This is a genomic window from Qaidamihabitans albus (genome assembly GCF_016464705.1).
Lineage (GTDB): Bacteria > Actinomycetota > Actinomycetes > Mycobacteriales > Pseudonocardiaceae > Qaidamihabitans > Qaidamihabitans albus.
On record NZ_JAEHOB010000012.1, the window covers coordinates 62,713 to 83,036 of the forward strand.

General features: G+C 69.7%; 16 protein-coding genes. 11 read left to right on the forward strand and 5 right to left on the reverse strand.

Going from position 1 to position 20,324, the window contains the following annotated elements:
- Window positions 1–19 precede the first annotated feature (19 nt).
- From JAP66_RS21805 to JAP66_RS21825, 5 genes are read left to right on the forward strand one after another with little or no spacing between them, the layout of a single operon-like run.
- On the forward strand, window positions 20–1,450 hold the full coding sequence (locus JAP66_RS21805; RefSeq protein WP_199433683.1) for a fumarylacetoacetate hydrolase family protein: 1,431 nt from the start codon (window positions 20–22) through the stop codon (window positions 1,448–1,450).
- A 20-nt stretch (window positions 1,451–1,470) separates the two neighbouring features.
- Window positions 1,471–2,409, forward strand: a complete 939-nt coding sequence (gene dapA, locus JAP66_RS21810; protein WP_199433684.1) for a 4-hydroxy-tetrahydrodipicolinate synthase — start codon at window positions 1,471–1,473, stop codon at window positions 2,407–2,409.
- Complete coding sequence (gene hpaE / locus JAP66_RS21815) at window positions 2,406–3,929, forward strand: 5-carboxymethyl-2-hydroxymuconate semialdehyde dehydrogenase (protein ID WP_199433685.1); 1,524 nt, start codon at window positions 2,406–2,408, stop codon at window positions 3,927–3,929. The genes dapA and hpaE overlap by 4 nt, the downstream gene beginning before the upstream one ends.
- The gene (gene hpaD / locus JAP66_RS21820) at window positions 3,926–4,978 is read left to right on the forward strand and encodes a 3,4-dihydroxyphenylacetate 2,3-dioxygenase (protein WP_199433686.1); all 1,053 of its coding nucleotides are present in this window, start codon (window positions 3,926–3,928) and stop codon (window positions 4,976–4,978) included. Before hpaE ends, hpaD begins: the two co-directional genes overlap by 4 nt.
- Before the next feature lie 13 nt (window positions 4,979–4,991).
- Window positions 4,992–5,669 (forward strand): GntR family transcriptional regulator, encoded by a 678-nt coding sequence (locus JAP66_RS21825; RefSeq protein ID WP_199433687.1) that lies wholly within the window; start codon window positions 4,992–4,994, stop codon window positions 5,667–5,669.
- An 84-nt stretch (window positions 5,670–5,753) separates the two neighbouring features.
- On the opposite strand, the gene JAP66_RS21830 is transcribed toward JAP66_RS21825, so the two are convergent.
- Window positions 5,754–7,601, reverse strand: a complete 1,848-nt coding sequence (locus JAP66_RS21830; RefSeq protein WP_199433688.1) for an amidohydrolase — start codon at window positions 7,599–7,601, stop codon at window positions 5,754–5,756.
- 243 nt (window positions 7,602–7,844) lie between these two features.
- Between JAP66_RS21830 and JAP66_RS21835 the strand changes: the two genes are divergently transcribed.
- From JAP66_RS21835 to JAP66_RS21855, 5 genes are all read left to right on the forward strand, one after another.
- Window positions 7,845–8,609 (forward strand): MoaF C-terminal domain-containing protein, encoded by a 765-nt coding sequence (locus JAP66_RS21835; RefSeq protein ID WP_199433689.1) that lies wholly within the window; start codon window positions 7,845–7,847, stop codon window positions 8,607–8,609.
- A 35-nt stretch (window positions 8,610–8,644) separates the two neighbouring features.
- The gene (locus JAP66_RS21840; RefSeq protein WP_199433690.1) at window positions 8,645–10,102 is read left to right on the forward strand and encodes an APC family permease; all 1,458 of its coding nucleotides are present in this window, start codon (window positions 8,645–8,647) and stop codon (window positions 10,100–10,102) included.
- Entirely contained in the window at window positions 10,099–10,872 is a 774-nt protein-coding gene (locus tag JAP66_RS21845) for an SDR family NAD(P)-dependent oxidoreductase (RefSeq protein WP_199433691.1), read from the forward strand. The genes JAP66_RS21840 and JAP66_RS21845 overlap by 4 nt, the downstream gene beginning before the upstream one ends.
- A gap of 51 nt (window positions 10,873–10,923) precedes the next feature.
- On the forward strand, window positions 10,924–11,697 hold the full coding sequence (locus tag JAP66_RS21850; protein WP_307849670.1) for an SDR family NAD(P)-dependent oxidoreductase: 774 nt from the start codon (window positions 10,924–10,926) through the stop codon (window positions 11,695–11,697).
- A gap of 104 nt (window positions 11,698–11,801) precedes the next feature.
- Window positions 11,802–13,208, forward strand: coding sequence for an aldehyde dehydrogenase family protein (locus JAP66_RS21855; RefSeq protein ID WP_199433693.1), 1,407 nt, complete (start codon window positions 11,802–11,804; stop codon window positions 13,206–13,208).
- Window positions 13,209–13,302: 94 nt separating this feature from the next.
- Here the strand turns inward: JAP66_RS21855 and JAP66_RS21860 are convergent, their stop codons facing one another.
- Window positions 13,303–15,294 carry a primary-amine oxidase gene (locus JAP66_RS21860; protein WP_268963282.1) on the reverse strand — a complete coding sequence of 664 codons (1,992 nt, stop codon included), beginning with the start codon at window positions 15,292–15,294 and terminating at the stop codon, window positions 13,303–13,305.
- Window positions 15,295–15,522: 228 nt separating this feature from the next.
- Between JAP66_RS21860 and JAP66_RS21865 the strand changes: the two genes are divergently transcribed.
- Window positions 15,523–16,509: an AraC-like ligand-binding domain-containing protein gene (locus tag JAP66_RS21865; RefSeq protein ID WP_199433694.1), complete on the forward strand. Its 987-nt coding sequence runs from the start codon at window positions 15,523–15,525 to the stop codon at window positions 16,507–16,509.
- A gap of 189 nt (window positions 16,510–16,698) precedes the next feature.
- On the opposite strand, the gene JAP66_RS21870 is transcribed toward JAP66_RS21865, so the two are convergent.
- The 3 genes from JAP66_RS21870 to JAP66_RS21880 all read right to left on the reverse strand — a co-directional run bounded on the left by JAP66_RS21870 (window position 16,699) and on the right by JAP66_RS21880 (window position 20,273).
- Window positions 16,699–18,546, reverse strand: a complete 1,848-nt coding sequence (locus JAP66_RS21870; protein WP_199433695.1) for a caspase, EACC1-associated type — start codon at window positions 18,544–18,546, stop codon at window positions 16,699–16,701.
- A gap of 2 nt (window positions 18,547–18,548) precedes the next feature.
- Window positions 18,549–18,899 carry an effector-associated constant component EACC1 gene (locus JAP66_RS21875; RefSeq protein WP_199433696.1) on the reverse strand — a complete coding sequence of 117 codons (351 nt, stop codon included), beginning with the start codon at window positions 18,897–18,899 and terminating at the stop codon, window positions 18,549–18,551.
- Window positions 18,900–19,649: 750 nt separating this feature from the next.
- A complete protein-coding gene (locus JAP66_RS21880) occupies window positions 19,650–20,273 on the reverse strand; it encodes a GntR family transcriptional regulator (RefSeq protein WP_199433697.1) in 624 nt (207 codons plus the stop codon).
- Window positions 20,274–20,324 lie beyond the last annotated feature (51 nt).

Here is a 20,324-nt window from a genome sequence, read left to right on the forward strand (position 1 = left end):
CTGATATGGGGGCACCCTGGTGAGCAGCGACCCGATCACCGGACTACTCGGTCACCGGCCGGGCAAGGTGATCGCCGTCCACCTCAGCTACAGCTCGCGAGCCGCACAGCGCGGTCGAACGCCTGCGCATCCGTCGTACTTCCTCAAAACCGGCTCGTCGGTCACCGGACCGGGCGCGGTAACCCGGCCGGACGGCACGGAACTTCTGGGTTTCGAAGGCGAGATCGCGCTGGTGGTCGGCGAGGCCGCACGCGACGTGACCCCGGACGAGGCGTGGGCGCACGTCGGCTGGGTCACCGCGGCCAACGATCTCGGCCTGCACGACCTGCGCTACGCCGATCGAGGCTCCAATGTGCGGTCGAAGGGCGGTGACGGCTTCACGCCGCTGGGCCCGGGCCTGATCCCGGCCGGGCGGCTCGATCCGGGGCGGATCGGCATCCGCACGTGGCTGGACGGGGTGCTCGTCCAGGACGACAGCAGCGCGGGCCTGATCTTCCCGTTCGGGCTGATGCTGGCCGACCTCTCCCGCGTGATGACGCTCGAACCGGGCGATGTCGTGCTCACCGGAACGCCTGCGGGCGCGTCGGTCACCGAGCCGGGGCAGCGGTTGGAGGTGGAGGTGTTTTCCCTCGACGACCCGGCGCTCACTTCGGGACGCCTGGCCACCGACGTGGTCGCGGGCCCGGCGCTGGCCTCGTGGGGCAGTCCGCCGAAGGTGGACGAGGCGCAACGCGCCGACGCGTGGGACCGCGCGCCGGAACCGGTACTCACCGCGGAGATCCGGGAGCGACTGGCGGCGGTGGCGGTGGCGACGCTGTCGGTGCAGCTGCGCAGGCGGGGGTTCGACGAGGTCTCCATCGACGGGGTCCGGCCGCTGGTGCCGGGCCGGCGCCTGGTCGGCCTCGCGCGGACGCTGCGGTTCGTGCCGTATCGCAAGGATCTCTTCGCCGAGCGGGGCGGCGGCTTCAACGCGCAGAAGCAGGCGTTCGACACCGTCGGTCCGGGCGAGGTGCTGGTCATGGACGCGAGGGGCGACGCGAACGCGGGCACGCTCGGCGACATCCTCGCGCTGCGGGCCGAGGTCCGCGGCGCCGCGGGAGTGGTCACCGACGGCGCGGTACGCGACGCCGCCGCCGTCGCCTCGACCGGCCTGCCGGTGTTCTGCGCGGGGCACCATCCGGCGGTGCTCGGGCGCAGGCATGTGCCGTGGGAGACGGACACGACGATCGCGTGCGGCGGGGCCACCGTTGCGCCGGGAGACGTGATCGTGGCCGACGACGACGGCGCGCTCGTCATCCCGCCCGGTCTCGTGCGTGAGGTGCTGGAGGCGGCCGAGATCCAGGAGAAGGAAGAGGCGTTCATCGCCGAGATGGTCCGGCAAGGCGAGCCCGTGCACGGCCTGTACCCGCTGACCACGCGGTGGCGGCAGCGGTACGAGGCGCAGGACTGACAGGATTGAGAGGAAGACCGATGCGATTCCGATCCGACCCGTCCCGCATCAGGGGCGCGATCGCACCCCTGTTCACCCCCTTCACCGACGATGGAGCCGTGGACCACGAGTCGCTGCGAACGATGGTGCGCTGGCAGCTCGCCAACGGCTCGCGGGGGATCTCGATCGGCGGGTCGACCGGGGAGCCGTCGGCGCAGACGCTCGCCGAGCGCGCCGAGACGATCCGGCTCGTCGCCGCGGAGGTCGCCGACGAGGTGCCGTTCCTGCCCGGCACGGGCTCGGCGAAGCTCGACGAAACGCTGGAGCTCACCGGCGTCGCCGCCGACGCGGGTGCGGACGCCGTCCTGATCGTCACGCCGTACTACGCGCGCCCCACGCAGGAGGCGCTCTACACGTGGTACTCCACGGTCGCCCGCGAGTTCCCGGACCTCCCGATCGTCGCCTACAACGTGCCGGTGCGCACCGCGGTCGAGCTGGCGCCGCAGACGTTCGCCCGGCTGTACCGCGACCACGACAACATCGTGGGCATCAAGGAGACCACCAAGGACTTCGAGCACTTCTCCCGCGTCATGCACGCCTGCGGGCGAGACGTCCTGATGTGGTCGGGGATCGAGCTGCTGTGCCTGCCGCTGATCGCGCTCGGCGGGATCGGCTTCATCTCCGCACTGTCGAACATCGCACCGGCCACCGTCGCCCAGACCTACGAGGCGGCCGTCGCCGGTGACTGGGACCGGGCCCGCGAGCTGCACTACGGCGTGCACCCGCTGGTCGACCTGCTGTTCACCGAGACCAACCCGGCACCGGCGAAATGGTTGATGGCCCGTCGCGGCCTGATCCGCTCGGGCCACGTCCGGCCGCCGCTGATCCCGCTGACCGAGCAGGGCCAGCACACCGTGCGCGCGCTGGCCGCCGAGGCCGAGCAGTACCTCACTCCCGTCCCGGCGAGGAGCCTCACGTGAACATCCCCGACCCGATTCCGCACTACATCGACGGCGAGCGCACCGGCTCCGCCGACGGCGCGACGTTCGACGTGCTCGCGCCCGCCACCAACGAGGTCTACACCCGGGCTGCCGCCGGCGGGAGGGCGGACATCGATGCCGCCGTCGCGGCCGCGCGGAGCGCCTTCACCACCGGCCCGTGGCCGAGGATGAAGAACCGCGAGCGCGCCCGGATCCTCAACCGGATCGCCGACGCTGTCGAGTCGATCGACGAGGAACTGTCCACCATGGAGTCTTTCGACACCGGGCTGCCAGTCACCCAGGCGAAAGGGCAGGCCCGCCGCGCCGCGGAGAACTTCCGGTTCTTCGCCGACCTGGTCGTGGCCCAGTCGGACGACGCATACAAGGTGCCGGGCATGCAGCTCAACTACGTCAACCGCAAGCCGGTCGGCGTGGCCGGGCTGATCACGCCGTGGAACACGCCGTTCATGCTGGAGTCGTGGAAGCTCGCCCCCGCACTGGCCGGCGGCTGCACCGTCGTGCTCAAGCCCGCGGAGTTCACGCCGCTGTCGGCCTCCCTGTGGGCCCGGATCTTCTCCGAAGCCGGGCTGCCCGACGGGGTGTTCAACCTGGTCAACGGCATCGGCGAGGTCGCGGGTGACGCGCTGGTCAAGCATCCCGACGTCGACCTGATCTCGTTCACCGGCGAGACCAGCACCGGGAAACTGATCTTCGCGAACGCCTCCGACGGCCTCAAGGGCCTCTCGATGGAGCTGGGTGGCAAGTCCCCCGCGCTCGTCTTCGCCGACGCGGACCTCGATGCGGCGCTGGACTCGACCCTGTTCGGTGTGTTCTCCCTCAACGGCGAGCGCTGCACCGCCTCCTCCCGCATCCTCGTCGAGCGGTCCGTCTACGACGAGTTCGTGGCCCGCTACGCCGAGCGCGCGGCCAACATCAAGGTCGGTGACCCGGCCGATCCGGCGACCGAGGTGGGCGCCCTCGTACATCCGGAGCACCACCAGCGCGTCCTGGGCTACGTCGAGACCGGCAAGAGCGAGGCCAGGCTCGTCGCCGGCGGCGGGCGACCGGAGCATCTGCCCGACGGCAACTACCTCTCCCCCACCGTGTTCGCCGACGTGCCCCGCACGGCACGGATCTTCCAGGAGGAGATCTTCGGGCCCGTCGTCGCCATCACGCCGTTCGACACCGACGACGAGGCGGTCGACCTCGCCAACGACGTCCAGTACGGACTCGCCGGATACGTGTGGACGAACGACCTACGGCGGGCGCACAAGGTGGCCGACCGGATCGAGGCGGGCATGGTGTGGATCAACTCCCACAACGTCCGCGACCTGCGTTCGCCGTTCGGCGGAGTGAAGGCCTCCGGCCTCGGCCACGAGGGCGGCTACCGCTCCCTGGACTTCTACACCGAGCAGCAGGCCGTCCACATCACACTCGGCGACGTGCACACCGCACGCTTCGGCGCCGGTGGCTACAACGATCAGGACCCGTTCTTCTCGGGAGCAAGGAGCCTCCGATGACCGCCACGCCGCCCGACATCGTGCGCTGCGCCTACCTCGAGCTCGTGGTCAGCGACCTCGCGGCGTCCCGCGAGTTCTATGTGGACGTTCTCGGGCTGGTCGTGACCGAGGAGAACGGTCACGAGATCCACCTGCGCGCGCTGGAGGAGTTCATCCACCACAACCTGGTACTGCGCAAGGGTCCTGAGCCCGCGATCGCCGCGTTCGGCTTCCGCGTGCGAAACCCCTGCGAACTGGACGCGGCCGAGGCCTACTATCGCGCGCTGGGTTGCGAAATCCGGCGCGAGCCCGCCGGGTTCCGCACCGGGATCGGTGAGGTCGTGCGTGTGCTCGACCCGCTCGGCTTCCCGTACGAGTTCTTCTACGACGTCGCGCACGTGCCGCGCCTGACCTGGCAGTACGAGCTGTACGGCGCGGGCGCGATCGTCCGGCTCGACCATTTCAACCAGGTCTACCCCGACGTCGTGGCCGGCGCCACCTACCTGGAGGATCTCGGCTTCAAACGCACAGAGGACATCCGCGACGACGACGGCGTCACCTACGCCGCCTGGTTCGCCCGCAAGGACACCGTCCACGACACCGCCCTCACCGGCGGCGCGGGACCTCGGATGCACCACGTCGCCTTCGCCACCCACGAGAAGCACAACATCCTCTACATCTGCGACAAGCTCGGTGCCCTGCGCCGTTCCGACGCCATCGAACGTGGCCCCGGCAGGCACGGCGTGTCCAACGCCTTCTACCTCTACCTGCGCGACCCCGACGGCCACCGCATCGAGATCTACACCCAGGACTACTACACCGGCGACCCCGACAACCCCGTCGTCACCTGGGACGTGCACGACAACCAGCGCCGTGACTGGTGGGGCCACGCCGTCGTACCCAGCTGGTACACCGACGCATCCACCGTGCTCGACCTCGACGGCGAACCCGTGCCGCTCCGCGAACGCGAACAACCCAGGGAGATGGACGTGACCATCGGCGCCGACGGCTTCTCCTACACTCGCAAGGACGACACGGCCGAGGGTTTCAAGGTCGGCAACCAGCTGTAGAGAGAGGACCGTCATGACGGACACCGCCGCGGCTGGTGCCCGCGCGCTGTCGAAGTCGGAGACCGTGTACCGGCAGCTGCGCGAACGCATCCTCACCGGACGCTACAGCGCGGGTTACCGGCTCGTCCTCGACCAGCTCGCCCGCGAGTTCACCGTCAGCCCCGTGCCGGTGCGCGAAGCCATCCGGCGACTCGAAGCCGAAGGTCTAGTGACGTTCACCCAGAACGTCGGCGCCGAGGTGACCGGCATCGACACCGCCGACTACACCGACACCATGCAGGTGCTCGCCTACCTCGAAGGCGCCGCGACCGCGCTGGCGGCGCCGCACCTGGACAGCACCCGCCTCGACGAGGCCGCCGCGCTCAACGAGCGCATGCGTGCCCTGCACGGCTCCGACTTCAACCCCGTGCGGTTCACCGAGCTCAACAAGCAGTTCCACCGGCTGCTCTGCGCACCGTGCCCCAACCGTCACCTGCTCGACCTGCTCGACCGCGAATGGCACCGCATGTCGCTCATCCGCCGCTCCAGCTTCACCTTCCTGCCCACGCGGCCCGCCGCCTCGGTCGACGAGCACGAGCACGTTCTCGACCTCCTGCGCGGTGGCGCGTCGGCGGACGAGATCGAGCAGGCAACCCGCGCGCACACCCTCCGCACCATGAACGCCTACCTCGACGTGACCCAGCGGTGGTGAGTGCCGCGCCTTCACGGGCACGGGTTCGGGACCGGCGCAACACTCACGACCCGCTGCCGACAACGGAAGCTTCCGTCGGAGCGCTCAGCCGTGGCAGCAGCCGGTGCTCATGTACTTCGCGAGGCCACTCGCCGCGGATGCGGTGGAGGCAGTCGAAGAAGGCGTGCCGTTCGACGCGTCGTAGACGACCTCGCCGCCGAGGACGGTCATGGCGACCGGCAGATCCACGATCTCCTCGGGCGGAGTCCGAAGCAGATCTCCGTCGAACACGGCGAGGTCGGCAACCATGCCCTCCGCGAGCGTGCCCTTCCAGCGCTCGGCGTGGTCCTGCCAGGCGCCCGCGGTCGTGTAGCTGGCGAGGGCTTCCTCGAGGCCGATGATCTCCTCGGCACCGAACACCTCGCCGGTCGCCAGGCTCTTCCGCGTCAGCATGGCCGTCAGCCCAGCGCGGAAGTCCGGCATGCCCACCACGGGCGCGTCGGAGGCACTGGCGACCGAGACGCCGAGATCGAGTGCGGTGCGGTACGGCCACTGGTAGTCCGTGCGCTCCCGGCCGAGTACGTCGACCAGCTGGTGCGAGAGGGAACGCTTGATCTGCGGGTTGAAGCTCGTCGTGAAACCGAGCGCGGCCATGCGCCGCAGGTCTTCGGGCGTCGTCAGGTCGCCGTGGATGACATAGTGGCGCAGCCCCGCGCCGCCGAACCGTTCGACGGCCGCCTGATAGGCGTCGACGGCCGCGTGGATCGTCCGGTCGCCGGTCGCGTGTGTCCCCACCTGGAAGCCCAGCTCGTGCGCCGTCATGACCCAGTCGTTCAAGACCGAGAGCTGCTCCTCCACCGAGCTTCCCGGCAGCGTGAGTCCACCGTGGCCGCCGCCGACGTACGGCTCGGAGACCCAGGCCGTCCTGGCCTGGGTCGGTACGCCGTCGGCGAAGATCTTCACCTGGCTCACGTTCAACCACGCGGGATCGGTCTCGAGCTCCCTGGCAGCCAGCAACGTCTCCCGCAGGTCGCCGGCACCGGAGGCGGCGATCATGATCGTGCAGCGCTGACGAATATCGCCCGACCGCAGCATGTCGTGGTACCGCTGAACCGATCCCAGGTCGATGCCGGCATCCGTCACCGAGGTGATGCCGTGCCGGTGCATGATGTCCACCGCCACGCGCAGGCCCTGGCGCTTCTCCTCCTCGGTGAAGTCCGGCATGACCGCGTTGACGAGACCGGCTGCTCCCTCCAGCAGCATCCCGGTCGGTTCACCGTCGCCGTCCTTGACGATCTCGCCGCCCTGGGGTGGTTCGGTGTCCCGGGTGATGCCGGCGAGCCCGAGTGCCGCCGTGTTCACCCACGCCGCGTGGCCCGACCACTCACGCAGGTACGCGGGGTTGTCCCGCGAGACGTCGTCGATGTCCTCACGCGTGGGATAGCGCCCTTCCGCGAGGTATCCCTGGTCCCAGCCGTAGCCACGGATCCACTCCCCGGGTTGCCTGGACCGGGCGGCCGCCGCGACGAGGTCGCGGATCTCGGCGATCGAACCGACCGCATGCCGGCTGAGATCGAGGGTCAGGGGCGGTTGGCTCGTCCCGAGCCGGAGCGGATGGAAATGGGCGTCGTTGATGCCAGGGAGGACCGTGCGGCCACGTAGGTCGATCACCTCGGTGCGGAAACCTCTCAGGCGACGCATGTCCCTCGTGCGGCCGACCGACTGCACGACACCGCCGCGCACCGCGATCGCCTCGGCAGGAGCGGACAGCCCGGCCATCGTCAGGATGTTGCCGTTGATCAGCAGCACATCCGCCTTGCGATGTCCCCATCCCCGACCGTCCGTGGTTTCCGCCGACGCGCCGGCGACGCCACCCATCGCGCCCAGGGCGACTCCGGCGCCTGCGGCTTGCAGGAACCTCCGCCGTCCCAGCGGCCTCCGTTGATACGTCATGGCCTGCCCTCCTCCGGCTCGCCGTCGCACCGACGTCGTAGCCAGGCATCGTCCGCGCCGCAGGTGCCACCGTCTTGCGCAGGAGTGCAGCGCGCTTGTCGTCGGACGCCGTCGTGCGCCGCACCGCTACCCGCGGTGGTGTGCCGCCGTAGACAAGAGCCGTGCGCTGGTGTCCTAGGCGCTTCCGGCAGGGATCCCTACGGTCCCCGGATCTGGCCGCACCACCCGACGACGAGGAGACAGATGAGCGAGTCGTTCATCCCGGTCGGTGCCCTTGGCGAAGGATTCGCACCAGAGGCGAACATCCTCGACGAGACGGCCGACCTCGCCGGGCAGACGTTCACGCTGCACTTCGAGGCGCCGACGACGCTACGGATCGCCGAAGGCACCGCATCCTGGGGCGTCCACACCGACGTCCCCGTCCGTGTCACCTCGATCCGGCCCGGCATCTACGTGGTCGACGGCATCGCGGACGAGGTTTCCACGACGTTCGTCCTCGACGTCGACACCGGAGCCGTCACCCTTGTCGAAGGCCGGCTCCCGGACGCCGAGACGAGGGCGGAGTCCGCGTACACCCGGGTGCGGCGGGGCGACGAGCCGACCGGCGTCGCCGCGCGCATCGTCCACGGCGGCATCGGCGGCCCGCCGGCCGATCCGCACGCACCGACGACCGCGCTCGTCGGGCTGCGCAACAAGTACACGTACTCGCCGAGCGAGGTGTACGAGCATGTCTATCTCACCCCGAACCTGTACACGTGGCACTGCTTGCGTGGAGTCGAGGAAGGCCTCGCGGACACGGACCGGTGCCACCACGTCGCCATCCGGGACCAGCTGACCCTCTTCGTCTGGCGAGAGAAGATCGTCCCGACACTCGGCCTCATCCTCATCGATCTCGACAGCATGCGCACCGACGGAAAGATCTTCGGCAATGACGGGTTCGACGCCGGTTCCATCGTGAGCTTCCCCGTCGGAGCGCGGGCCGAGATTCTCAACGTCACCACGACCTGACGCCACCCGCGTCCTATCGGCAAGGGAGCAGACCTTTGTCCTCCACACCAGAAACGAGACTCAAGGGGCACCTCGGCGTCCCGGGGGTCGTGTTCCTCGTCCTCGCCGCGGTCGCACCCCTGACCGGCATCATCGTCATCGGCGGTATCGGCATCGCCGTCGGTGCCGGTGGCGGGACGCCGATGATGTTCCTCCTCGCCACCGCCGTCTTCCTGCTCTTCGCCGTCGGGTACGCCCAGATGGCCAAACGCGTGGTGAACGCCGGCGGGTTCTACGCCTACGTCGTGCGTGGCCTCGGACGGACAGCGGGCCTGGTCGCCGCCTTCGTGGCCATGGTCGGCTACAACTGCTTCGTCGCCGGGGCGGTCGGCACGAGCGGGTTCTTCACCTCGATCGTCTTCGCCGACGTCTTCGGCCTGGATCTGCCGTGGTGGCTCTGGAGCCTGGCCTCGGTCGTGGGCGTGTGGCTGCTGACGCGCAGCGGCATCGACGTCTCGGCGAAGGTGCTCGGGGTCGCCCTCGTTCTCGAGGTCTCGATCCTGATCGTTCTCGACATCGCCATTCTCTTCACCACGGGTTACTCGTTCGAACCGTTCCTGCCCGAGGTGTTCATGGCGGGTTCGGTGGGGCTCGGGCTGCTCTTCGCCGCCAACGCGTTCGTCGGCTTCGAGGCGACCGGACTGTTCAGCGAGGAAGCACGCGACCCGAAGCGCACCATTCCGCGCGCCACCTATGTGGCGATCACCTTCATCGGCATCTTCGCCGCCGTCACCACCTGGGCGATCGTCTCCGCACTCGGCGTGCGGGACGCCGGTGACGTCGCGCTCGAGCACCTCGCCGCCGGCGACCTCGTCTTCACCGTCTCGACGGAGTATCTCGGTGGCGGCCTGACCGACGTGATGCAGTTGCTGCTCGTGGTCAGCCTCTTCGCGGCACTGCTCGCGCTGCACAACTCCGCGACCCGCTACCTGTACGCACTCGGCCGGGTCGGCGTGCTGCCACGGCCGCTGGCGCACACCCGCCGCACGAGCGGAGCGCCCGTCGTCGCCTCCACCACGCAGCTCGTCTTCGCGACGCTCGTCGCGATGGCGTACGCGATCGCCGGTGTCGACCCGATCGCGAATCTCGTCGCGGCCTTCACCGGTATCGGCACACTCGGGATCGTCGTGCTTCAGGCGATCGCCGCGACCGCCATCGTGGTGCACTTCCGGCGGGTCCGGGACCCGCGCTGGCTCTCGACGTTCGTGCTGCCACTCCTCGGTGGACTGGGACTGTGGACCGTCACGACCCTCGCGTTCCGCAACTTCCCCGAGCTCGCAGGCAGCGACAGCCCGATCATCGCCCTGCTCCCCTGGCTGCTGCCGGTCGCCGCCGCCGTCGCCGTCGCCGTCGCGTACTGGCTGCGCTCGTCGAAGCCGGACGTGTGGGACTTCCTCGACCAGGATCTCGATCGCGTCTCCGACCGGCACGCGACCACCGAGGTGAACCCGTGAGCACCTACCTGGTCACCGGCGGCGGTACCGGGATCGGCGCCGCGATCGCCACCCGACTGGCCGAGGACGGCGGCGACGTCGTGGTCTCCGGCCGACGGCGGGAACCGCTCGAGGAGGTCGCGTCGACGCACTCGCGCATCGTCGCGATGCCCGCGGACGCCACGGACGGTGCCGCCATGAGCCGCGTCGTCGAGGACATCGGTGAGCGCTACGGGAGCCTCGACGGCGTCGTCGCGAACGCAGGCGGGCACGGCTACGACACCGTCGGCGGCACCAGTGACGAGGCGTGGCGTTCGAGCCTGGACGCGAATCTGACGACGGCGTTCGTCACCGCCCGCGAGGCGCTCGGGCCGCTGGAGAAGTCGGGCGGGAGCATCGTGGTCGTCTCCTCGCTCTCGGCTCTGCGGGCGGCACCGGAGACGGCCGGATACACGATCGGCAAGCACGCGCTGCTCGGGCTGGTGCGGTCGATCGCGCGCGACTACGGGCACCGCTTGCGGGCCAACGCTGTCTGTCCCGGCTGGGTCCGCACGCCGATGGCCGACGAGGAGATGCAGGTGCTCGTCCATGGCGGCGGCGCGGCCGATGTCGAGTCCGCCTATGCCACGGTGACGCGCGACGTGCCGCTCGGGCGGCCCGCTGCTCCGGAGGAGATCGCCGGCGTGGTGGCGTTCCTGCTCGGGCCCGACGCCACGTACGTCCATGGCGCGACCCTCGTGGTGGACGGCGGCGCACACATCGTCGACGTGCCGACCCTGGCGTTCGGCTGACGGCCGCCCGCTGGCCGGCGCCGGCACACCACCACAGGCATGGAGTCCACCGTGACCACCACTCCCCCAGACCTCGGCGGCGTCGTCGTCCTCGTCACCGGCGCCGCGAGCGGCATCGGCGCCGCGGTCGCCGGCCTGGCGGCGGACCGGGGCGCGACGCCCGTGCTGCTGGATCACGACGGCGAAGGCGCCCAGGAGCAGGCGAGCGCCCTCCGCTCGCGCGACCTCCCGGGCGGCCGAGCACTGGCCATCGCCGCGGACGTCACGGACGAGACGTCGATGCGCTCGGCCGTCGAGTCGACACTCCAACGCCTCGGTCGCATCGACATCGTCATCACCTGCGCCGGGGTCTCCGGGCCCGTCGGCAGCCGGCTGGAGGACGTCTCCCTCGCCGACTGGCAACGGGTCTTCGCCGTGAACGTCACGGGCGCGTACCTGACGCTGAAACACACCCTCCCGGCCCTGCGGCGCTCCCACCACGGCGCCGCGGTGCTGGTCGCGAGCGATTCTGCGCTCGTCGCCGCCCCGGGGATGGTCCCGTACTGCGCGTCGAAGGCCGCCGTGGTCCAGTTGGCGCGAGCGCTCTCGGTGGAGACGGCAGGCGAGGTGCGCGTCAACGCCGTCTGTCCCTCCGTCGTCGACACGCCGATGAGCCGGGGTGACCTCCAGCGCCGTGACTTCACCGGCGTCGACTACCCCGTACACCGGCCCGGGGACATCGCCGAGCACGTGCTGTTCCTCGCGTCCCCGCGTGCCGCGGGAATCCACGGAGCGGCGCTGACCACGGACTTCGGTTATTCCGCGCGATCGGCCTTCCCCGCGTGAGTCGTGCACGTTTGCGCGGGGTCCCGTGCACGCACACACAAACGCGCCCGCTCGGACTCACCAGAGAATCGATCGCGCGTTGTGAACAACACAGAGGTGAGGACATGGAGAGCTACGAGAACCTGCTGGCTGCCGTGACGACGCCGGACGGCGGCCGGCCGGTGACCGACCCCGCCACGGACGAGGTGATCGGCCGGGCGCCGGAACGCGGCACCGACGACCTCGAGCGGGCCGTCGCGGCTACCCGCGCGGCACAGCCCGCCTGGGAGGCGCTCGGCCACGAGGAGCGCTCCCGGCTGCTGAACGCCGCGGCCGACGCCGTCGACCGGTCCGCCGAGGCGCTCGCACACCTCATCTCCCGCGAGCAGGGCAAGCCACTCAACGGCCCGGGCAGCCGCTTCGAGGCGGGCGGGGTTTCCGCCTGGCTCCGCACCGCTGCCGCCACCCCGCTCGAACCCGAGCGGGTGCTCGACGACGAATCCGGCCAGGCGACACTCAGCTACCGCGCCGCGGGCGTTGTCGGCGCCATCGGGCCCTGGAACTGGCCGGCGCTAATCGCCACCTGGCAGTTCGCGCCCGCGCTGCGCATGGGCAACACCGTGGTCATGAAGCCGTCCGAGCACACTCCGCTTTCGGTGCTCGCGCTCGCCGCGATCGTGAACCAGGTGCTTCCCGACGGCGCGCTGACGGTGCTGCCCGGGGACGGCGACCTCGGTGCCGCGATGGCGGCGCATCCGGCGTTCGATAAGATCACGTTCACCGGCTCGACCCGCACGGGAAGGGCGATCGCCACCTCGAGCGCAGGAAACCTGCCGCGGCTCACGCTCGAACTCGGCGGCAACGACCCGGGCATCGTGCTTCCCGACGCGGATCCGGCCGCCATCGCCGAGGATCTCTTCTGGGGGGCCTTCATCAACACGGGGCAGACGTGCGCGGCGCTGAAACGTCTGTACGTGCACCAGGCCATTCACGACGACGTCGTCGACGCGCTCGCCGAAGTGGCCGCCCGGATGCCCATGGGGCGGGGAGTCAGCGAGGACAGCATGCTCGGCCCGCTCACCACCGCCGACCAGTTCCGCATCGTCGACAACCTCGTCGAGCAGGCCAGGGCCGCGGGCGGACGCCTGGTCATGGGTGGCGCTCCCGACCGGGACGCGCCCGGCCACTTCTACCCGGCGACGCTCGTCACCGGCCTGCCACTCGACGCTCCGCTCGTCGTGGACGAGCAGTTCGGACCGGCGCTGCCGATCATCGCCTACACCGACCTCGACGAGGCGATCACCCAGGCCAACGCCCTCGACGTCGGGCTCGGCGCGTCGGTCTGGTCGAGCGACGTCGAGCGGGCCAAACAGGTCGCGACGCGCATCGAGGCCGGCACGGTCTGGATCAACAAGCACGGGACGGTGCACCCGATGGTGCCGTTCGGAGGTGTCAAGGGTTCCGGCTACGGTCTGGAATTCGGCGTGGAAGGGCTCAAGGCCGTCGGAGTGCCGCGAGTCATCGCGGCCTGACGTCACTCGCGCGACGCGCGCAGGTGAGCAGGCCGTCGGCCGGGACTCGACGGTCCTCCTGATTCGGCTTGATACGGCTTGATACGGCGTCCGGTCAGTGGCAGCAGTCGCCAGTGGACTCACCGGTTCCGGCCTGCCCGCCATGGCCGCGGGCGGACCAGTCCGGCAGGTCGAGCGCCGGGTTCGCATCGAGGAAGCCGTGCGGCTTGAGCCAGAACCCGGAGTAGTCGACGGGCATCACGGGCCAGTCCTCGGGCCGGGGGATGTGGGTGGGTCCGAACGTGTGCCACAGGACGACGTCGGTGTCGGTGAGCGGGCGGTCGGCGTGGACCCACCGGCCGATGCCGCCTCCCGCGTGCTGGTTCGGGTAGTCGCCTGCCGGGAAGCGTTCGGCCGGGTCGTACGCGGTCACCCACAGGTGGTGGCGGGCGAACTCGGCGCGGTTGCCCGCCGAGGAGCCCGGCTGAGCCATGAGCCGGGGGCCCGCCATCGGAGTGAGCTGATATGCCGTCGGCTTGCCGACGGCATTGCGCCGGTTCGCGCTGGTCACGTACCAGCGGCGCCCGGTTTCGCTGTTGGCGTCCCGCGCGGCCTCCGACTCGCGGGACAGCCGGACGCGTTCGTAGGTGAAGGCATTCCCGTGCGGGTTCCGCGGGCCGGTGGGGATCCCGACGAGGTTCTCCTCCTCGACCGAGTTCGCCGGTCCGTCGACGGACATGTCCAGCCGCGCGCAGAAGATGTGCTGGTGGACCGGGCCGATGATGCCCGGGGCGATCTCGGGCGCATGCGGGTTCTCGGTTCCGGGCTCCGCGGCACCGGCGAACACGATGCCGGTCGCCTTGGTCTCCATCTGGATCGAGCCGTCGAGGTAGAAGTACCAGAAGAAGCCGTAGTCGTAGTTGCCGACGGTGGCGAAGTAGGAGAGCACGAGGCGGCGGGAACGCCGGACATGGGACGGTTCGCCCAGTTCCGTGTGCTTCCAGAGGATCCCGTAGTCCTCCTCGTGCATGCACACGGCGTGCGGGATGGGCATCGGGTTGCCATGGTCGTCGGCCACCACGGCGTCGAAGTAGGTGATCTCACCGAGACAGTCGCAACCGAGCTTGAGCGAGTTGGCGTTCTTGCCGAGGGCGTACTCACCGGCGTCGAAGTAGCTGATCCAGTAGCGGGTGGTCGCCGTGTCGCCGTACGGGACGACCATCTCGGGTACGGAGGCCCGGTAGATGACGGGGCGGTCCTCGTCGCCGTCGCGGAAGGTGATCTGGTTCAGGACCAGACCTTCCTGGGCGTTGAAGCCGACCCGCAGCGACCAGTTCTCCCAGCGGACGAGGGTGCCGTCCACGGTGTAGGAGGGGCCCTCGGGTTGGGTGATCTCCAGCGGCTTCAGCGTGGTGCGGGCCGGTCCGGTGTGTTCAGGCGTGTAGTGCCAGTCGTCCAGCGGCACGGGGACGTCACCGTCGTCTTCCAGGCGGGTCACCTTTCCGCCGGTCAGGTCCACATGCGCGATGAGCCCCTCGACGGGATGCGCCCACGGGTTGTCGCCGGCGTGGCGGCGGTGGAAGGTGAGCGACCGGATCATGCGCCGGCCCGTCTCACCCTCCCGGGGGAAGAATCCGGGCGCGAGCGGGGCGACGAACGTGTCGGTCGTGTCGGTGATGCCGCGGCGCGCCATGGCCGCCTGCCAGCGGGGATCCGCCTTGACGATCTCGGCGGCGCGACCGTACTCCTCCAGCAGATACTGGGGCTGCCCGTACGGGTGCTCCGCCGTCGCCAGATCCCGCCAGGAGGTCACCGCGTCGGCGGTGACGGACACGACGGCCTCGCTGATCTGTCCGGTGGAGGTGTCCAGGAGGGTGACCAGCACGCTGCGGTCGAAGTCGTCCGTGCCCGGGAGGTGGCCCAGAACGGCCTGCTTGTCCGGCTCGACCGGCAACAGGCGCGGGAATCGGGTTGCCGGACCGACCTTGCCGTGGCGGACGAGAATGTCCCGGGCCGCAGCGACCTCCTCGGCCGTCAGCATGTCGAGCGGGTGTGTCACACCGAAGGACGACGGCCGAGTGCCGCGTGAGGTGGTGTCCGTCGTCAACGATCCTCCTAGTACAGCTGTTCCTGCGGCCGCGGGTTGTGGAATAAGGTAACCGCCCGCGCGGGGTATCCTCCGCCTGCTTGTCCGATCGGCCACGGACAGTCAAGCGGTCTGCGCGCTCGGACAACCGGCACCGATGGTGCCTCGAGGCATCACGAAACGGCATACCCGGCACCGCCGCTCGTATACGATTGCCCGAATCCGCCATCCCTCGAGGAAGGAGGAGCGATGTCCGGTTCCGCCAGCGCGAGCTACGTGATCGACACGCCGGACGCACCGTTCGCTCTCGACGTCTGGAGATCCGCGGTCGCACACGCCGTCGTGCCGCTGGAGATCGAGGAGCTCGATGGCGTCGCCTTCCAGGGCCACCTCGCGCAGACCGTGGTCGGGAACGTCTCCCTGTTCGAGATCGTGGCGACGCCGCACGTCGTGCGGCGTACCCCGGAACTGATATCGGACGACGACAACCGGTTCTACAAGCTGAGCCTTCAGCTGGCCGGTCCCGCGGTTCTGGAGCAGGACGGTCGTTCCGTGGAACTGAGACCCGGCGACCTGGCCATCTATGACACGCACCGGCCGTACACGCTGACGTTCCCGGAGCGCAACCAGGCCATGGTCATCATGTTCCCGCACGAGCTCGTGGATCTGCCGCGGGACGAGGTCGCCAGGGTCACCGCCACGCGCTTCCCCAGCGAGACCGGCCTGGGCCGGGTGATCAACCCGTTCTTCGTCGAGCTCGGGAGGAACATGGACCAGCTGGCCGGCAGTCATGCTTCACGACTGGTCCATTCGGCCCTGGACCTGCTCGTCACCATGTTGTCGCAGGAACTGCACCGCCGCCAGGGGCCCGCGACGAATCCGGCGCGGAGTCTGGCACGGGAGGTGCGCGAGTACATCCTCGAGCACCTCGGCGAGCACGACCTCACGCCGTCGTCCATCGCCCGGGCCCACTACATCTCGACCCGGCACCTCTACACGATCTTCTCGGCTGAGGGACAGACGGTCTCGGTGTGGATCCGCTCCCGGCGGCTCGAGCACATCCGCCGCGACCTGGCCGACCCGCTGTTCGCCGATCGCCCCGTCTCGTGGGTGGCAGGCCGCTGGGGCCTGCACGACGCCGCGCATTTCAGCCGGCTGTTCAAGGCGGAGTTCGGCGAGTCCCCCACCGCCTACCGGGAGCGGCTTCTCGGTGACCGTGCTCGCCAGGCCGGCTGACCCCTCGGCACGAGCGCAGGTCACCGGTCGTGAGTGCGTAACAGTGTTCTAACTCGCTTGCGCACTCACGAGAGGTGACCAGGCATCTAGGGGAAACCGCCGAGCGTGCCTTCATTCGCGGTGCTCGGGAGGCAGCGGGGCCGGGAACTGTACCGGGCCCGAGGCGTCCGCCGGGAGCGGGCTCGGAGTTCAACCTTGGCCCGCCGCACGCGCCCGATCTTGCCAGTACTTGGCTTCTTCCGGGTCGCCGCGGTTGGCGAGGAGATGTCCCAGCGCAGCCATTCCTGTGACCTGGCCTGCTTCGGCGGACGCGCGGCACACCCGCTCGGCCTCGTCCCACTGGCCCCGCCCGACGAGCAGTACCGACAGACTGACCACGCCGATGTCACTACCAGCCTCGATGCCTCTCCGGTACCAGTTCTCCGCGGCTACCGCGTCACCGGCGTTCTCGTACAACCTGCCCACGGCGACCATGCCCTGCCCATCGCCCTGTTCAGCCGCACGAAGGAACCACGGCCCGGCACCGGCGATGTCACCGGCCCGCTGGAGTTCGTTTCCGAGGCGAACCATCCCGTCGGTACTGCCCGCCTCCGCGGCCTCGCGAAACCACCGGAGCGACTCCGCTCGCTCCTTCCTCTCCAGTGCCCGCACACCCAGGTTGATCATCGCGCTGGGCTCACCGGCAGCCGCCGCCTTGTGGAACCATGCGTCAGCCTCGCTCTGCCGGCCTCGATCGGCACACATCAGGCCCAGGCACGTCCAGCCGACCGCGTGACCCGCATCCGCCGCCCGGTGATACCACGAACGTGCCCCCATCTCGTCGCCTCGCCGGTCGAGGGACCCGCCCAACGGGATCATCGCGTCCACGCGACCGGCCTCGACGGACTTGCGGTACCACCGCTCGGCTTCGTCGGTACTCCCGCGCCTCTCGGCGAGCCGACCCACCCCCTCCATCGCGGCCGGCTGGTCAAGCTCGGCCGCCTTGCGGTACCACGACTCGGCTTCGCCCAACTTTCCCTGTTTCTCCAGGCACGCGCCGAGGACGGTCATCCCCATGACGAGCCCCTTGCCCGCCGACTCGCGGTACCACCGCTCGGCCCGCGCCCAGTCAGCGCGATCCTCGTAGAAAACGCCCAGCATGAGCATCACGTCGCTGTTGCCGGCCGAGACCGCTCGCCGGTAGAGGCGTTCGGCTGCCGCCGGCTCACCGTTGTCCTCGAGCTGGCGGCCCCGCCGGAAGACTTCGTTCGGATCGGCGAGATCGACCGGATCCTCGGCGGCGTCTGCCGGTCGCCAGGAAGCGTTGCGTACCAATGACAGTCGGCCGATGGTGTCGCTGCCACTGATCGTGGGTTCCGGCAGGCCGGCACTGCGTAGCCGGTACAGCAACTGTTCGTGCAGTGTCGTGATGTCGATCAGCTCGGGGCCCCCGTCCACGCCGCTCCTGAGCACGTCGATGAGGTGCCCGGTGTAGGCGGTGTAGGCGGCGCCGACCGGAGCCTTCGCCATCTGGTTGTTCTTCGTGGCGGTCAGCACGCAGCTGCCCCGGATGTCGAGCTGGCCGGCGACCTGCGCGACGCCCCCGCTCATGGTCCCGTGGGCCAGCCCGCTGAAGCAGCAGTCGAGCACGGCGACTTTGCTGCGCGCATGGGAAGAGAGCATGGCTCGGCGCAGGTCGTCGTAGGCGAATGAGGTGAAGTGGGGCTTGTCCTGGAGCGCGTGAGCGGTCGCCAGGTAGAGGCAGCCGTCGAAATACGGGTCAATAAGCCCGTGCCCGGCGAAGTAGAACAGGAACATGTCGGTCGCCCTGTTGGCGACGTCCTCAACCTGGAGCGCCAGCTCCTGGACGTTCGTGGGCTCCCGGATGACGACGCAGTGATCGTCGGGCAGGCCGGCGATCAGCGGATCGGTAAGGAGCTCGTGGAGCGCGTCAAGGTTGTTCGGCACCGAGGGAAGATCCGCGAGGCCGTCGTCCCTGAGGTAGGTGCTGACACCGATCAGACACGCCCAGCTCCTGTCCGGGTCCGGCAGAACCATCGCTACTCCCCCACAGCTTCCCTCAGCGCCTCGACGACCGCGACCGGGTCCTTGATCCGCTTCCCGTCCAGCTGCACGGTTCCCTCCTTGCCGCGGAACGTGAGCTTGAGGTCCGAGGTGCGGTGCTGGACCCACACGCTCAACGACCTGGCCAGCACAGCCCCGGCGCCGCCGGACCCCAGGGCTACCACCAGCACGTCGCTCACGGCGCCCATCTCCTCCGGCCCCGGTGCGGCCGGCGCCAACCGGATGCTGGTGCCCAGCAGATCATCATCCCGTTGCAGCCAGCGCAGCAGCGACCGGATCTCGGCGCCGGCGTCGTGGGCACCTGACACGTTGACGGTGACGTCCATCAAACCTCCAGCAACGGACACGGAACGATCGCCGACATTAGCGAACGCGCCGCCGCCCCGTACCGGATTCCGTGAATCCGGCAGGTTCTCCACGGCTGGCAAGTCCGTGAGCGTCCCACGTGGACCTGAGTCGACTGCGCAGCGAGGCAGGCGCCGAGCGACCGTACCGCGGGCCCGCGCTGCGGGATCGATGACGTCGCGGACCAGTGACACGAAAGGGCGGGGCATCGTCCGTGATGTCGCCGCTCGATCAGGCACTTGGCACCGAGAACGCTTTCGTTGGTCCGGACTCTGTCCACAGGAGTGGGCCTCGGGACGTGATCCCGAACGACGCGGCGCGGGACACCCACAGGCCGCAACCCACCGGCTGAGGGCTCGACTTCGGACAGGTCGTATCCTTCGTCGCTCCGGATGCCGGGGCGACGGAGATGACGGCGTCGCTGTCCTGCTGCTCGGCCATGAGTCGGCCACCACCGTCCGACCACGTCTCCACCGTCCACCTCGATGTAGCGAGCCGGCTTCACCGTAGAGCCTGGTTGCGGATGTCGCGCACGTGCGCGCAGAGCCGGAGTCTGCTTGGACGAGTCGCAGGCGCGCCCCGGGTCAACGCCACCCGATGAACACCGCCGCGTCGCCCAGCACCGCGAGTCGGCCGGCGTCCGCGAGGTAGCGCCATGGCGTCGTTGACCTTGTCATGCTCAGGCAGGAGAGGCGGGCTGGCCGACGTCGTCCGGGCGCCCGGCTTGCCGCCTACTGCCCCGCGTACATGCGGAGCCGGACGTCGCGCGCGCCCTCCATGTGATGCTCGGCGAGCTGCCGTGCCCCCGGCGCGTCACGCTTCTCGATGAGCTCTATCAGGCGGGCATGCTCGTCAAGTACCACGGCCCAGCGGTCCTCGTAGGTGAGCGTGCTCGTCGGATACCGGATCAGATGGGTGTGCAGCCGGATCAGCAGATCGACGACCGTCGTATTGTGACTCGCACGCCACAGCGCCTCGTGGAACTGCCGGTTGACCTCGGCACGGGCGTCACCGTCCGCGCTGTCCAGGCTGGCCATGGCCTCGTGTGCCGCCCGCAGGCGCGAGAGGTCCAGGTCGGTGCGCCGTGCCGCGGCACCGCTTGCCGCAGTGCCCTCCAGGGAGGTACGGACCTCATAGATGTCCAGGATCTCCTCCGGGCTGGTCTCGCGGACGACGTAGCCGCGGCCGTGCCGCTCGACGAGCTGTTCGGCGTGCAACCGGTAGAGCGCCTCCCGGACCGGCGTCCGGCTGGTTCCGTAACGGCTGGCCAAGGCGGCCTCGACCAGGGGCTCGCCGGAGTCGATCCTGCGCGCGACTATGTCCTGCCGGATGCGTTCGTACACCGACGTCGCCACCTGGAGCCACCTTCCCCCGTATACCAGTGTATGCACGAGGATACGCGACGT

Bases quoted from the DNA above. Each gene is read 5' to 3' on its own strand.
- JAP66_RS21865 (WP_199433694.1), top strand. From the start codon at position 15,523: ATGTCCGGTTCCGCCAGCGCGAGCTACGTGATCGACACGCCGGACGCA.
- hpaD (WP_199433686.1), top strand. From the start codon at position 3,926: ATGACCGCCACGCCGCCCGACATCGTGCGCTGCGCCTACCTCGAGCTC.
- JAP66_RS21870 (WP_199433695.1), bottom strand. From the start codon at position 18,546: ATGGTTCTGCCGGACCCGGACAGGAGCTGGGCGTGTCTGATCGGTGTC.
- JAP66_RS21855 (WP_199433693.1), top strand. From the start codon at position 11,802: ATGGAGAGCTACGAGAACCTGCTGGCTGCCGTGACGACGCCGGACGGC.
- JAP66_RS21875 (WP_199433696.1), bottom strand. From the start codon at position 18,899: ATGGACGTCACCGTCAACGTGTCAGGTGCCCACGACGCCGGCGCCGAG.
- dapA (WP_199433684.1), top strand. From the start codon at position 1,471: ATGCGATTCCGATCCGACCCGTCCCGCATCAGGGGCGCGATCGCACCC.
- JAP66_RS21825 (WP_199433687.1), top strand. From the start codon at position 4,992: ATGACGGACACCGCCGCGGCTGGTGCCCGCGCGCTGTCGAAGTCGGAG.
- JAP66_RS21835 (WP_199433689.1), top strand. From the start codon at position 7,845: ATGAGCGAGTCGTTCATCCCGGTCGGTGCCCTTGGCGAAGGATTCGCA.
- JAP66_RS21830 (WP_199433688.1), bottom strand. From the start codon at position 7,601: ATGACGTATCAACGGAGGCCGCTGGGACGGCGGAGGTTCCTGCAAGCC.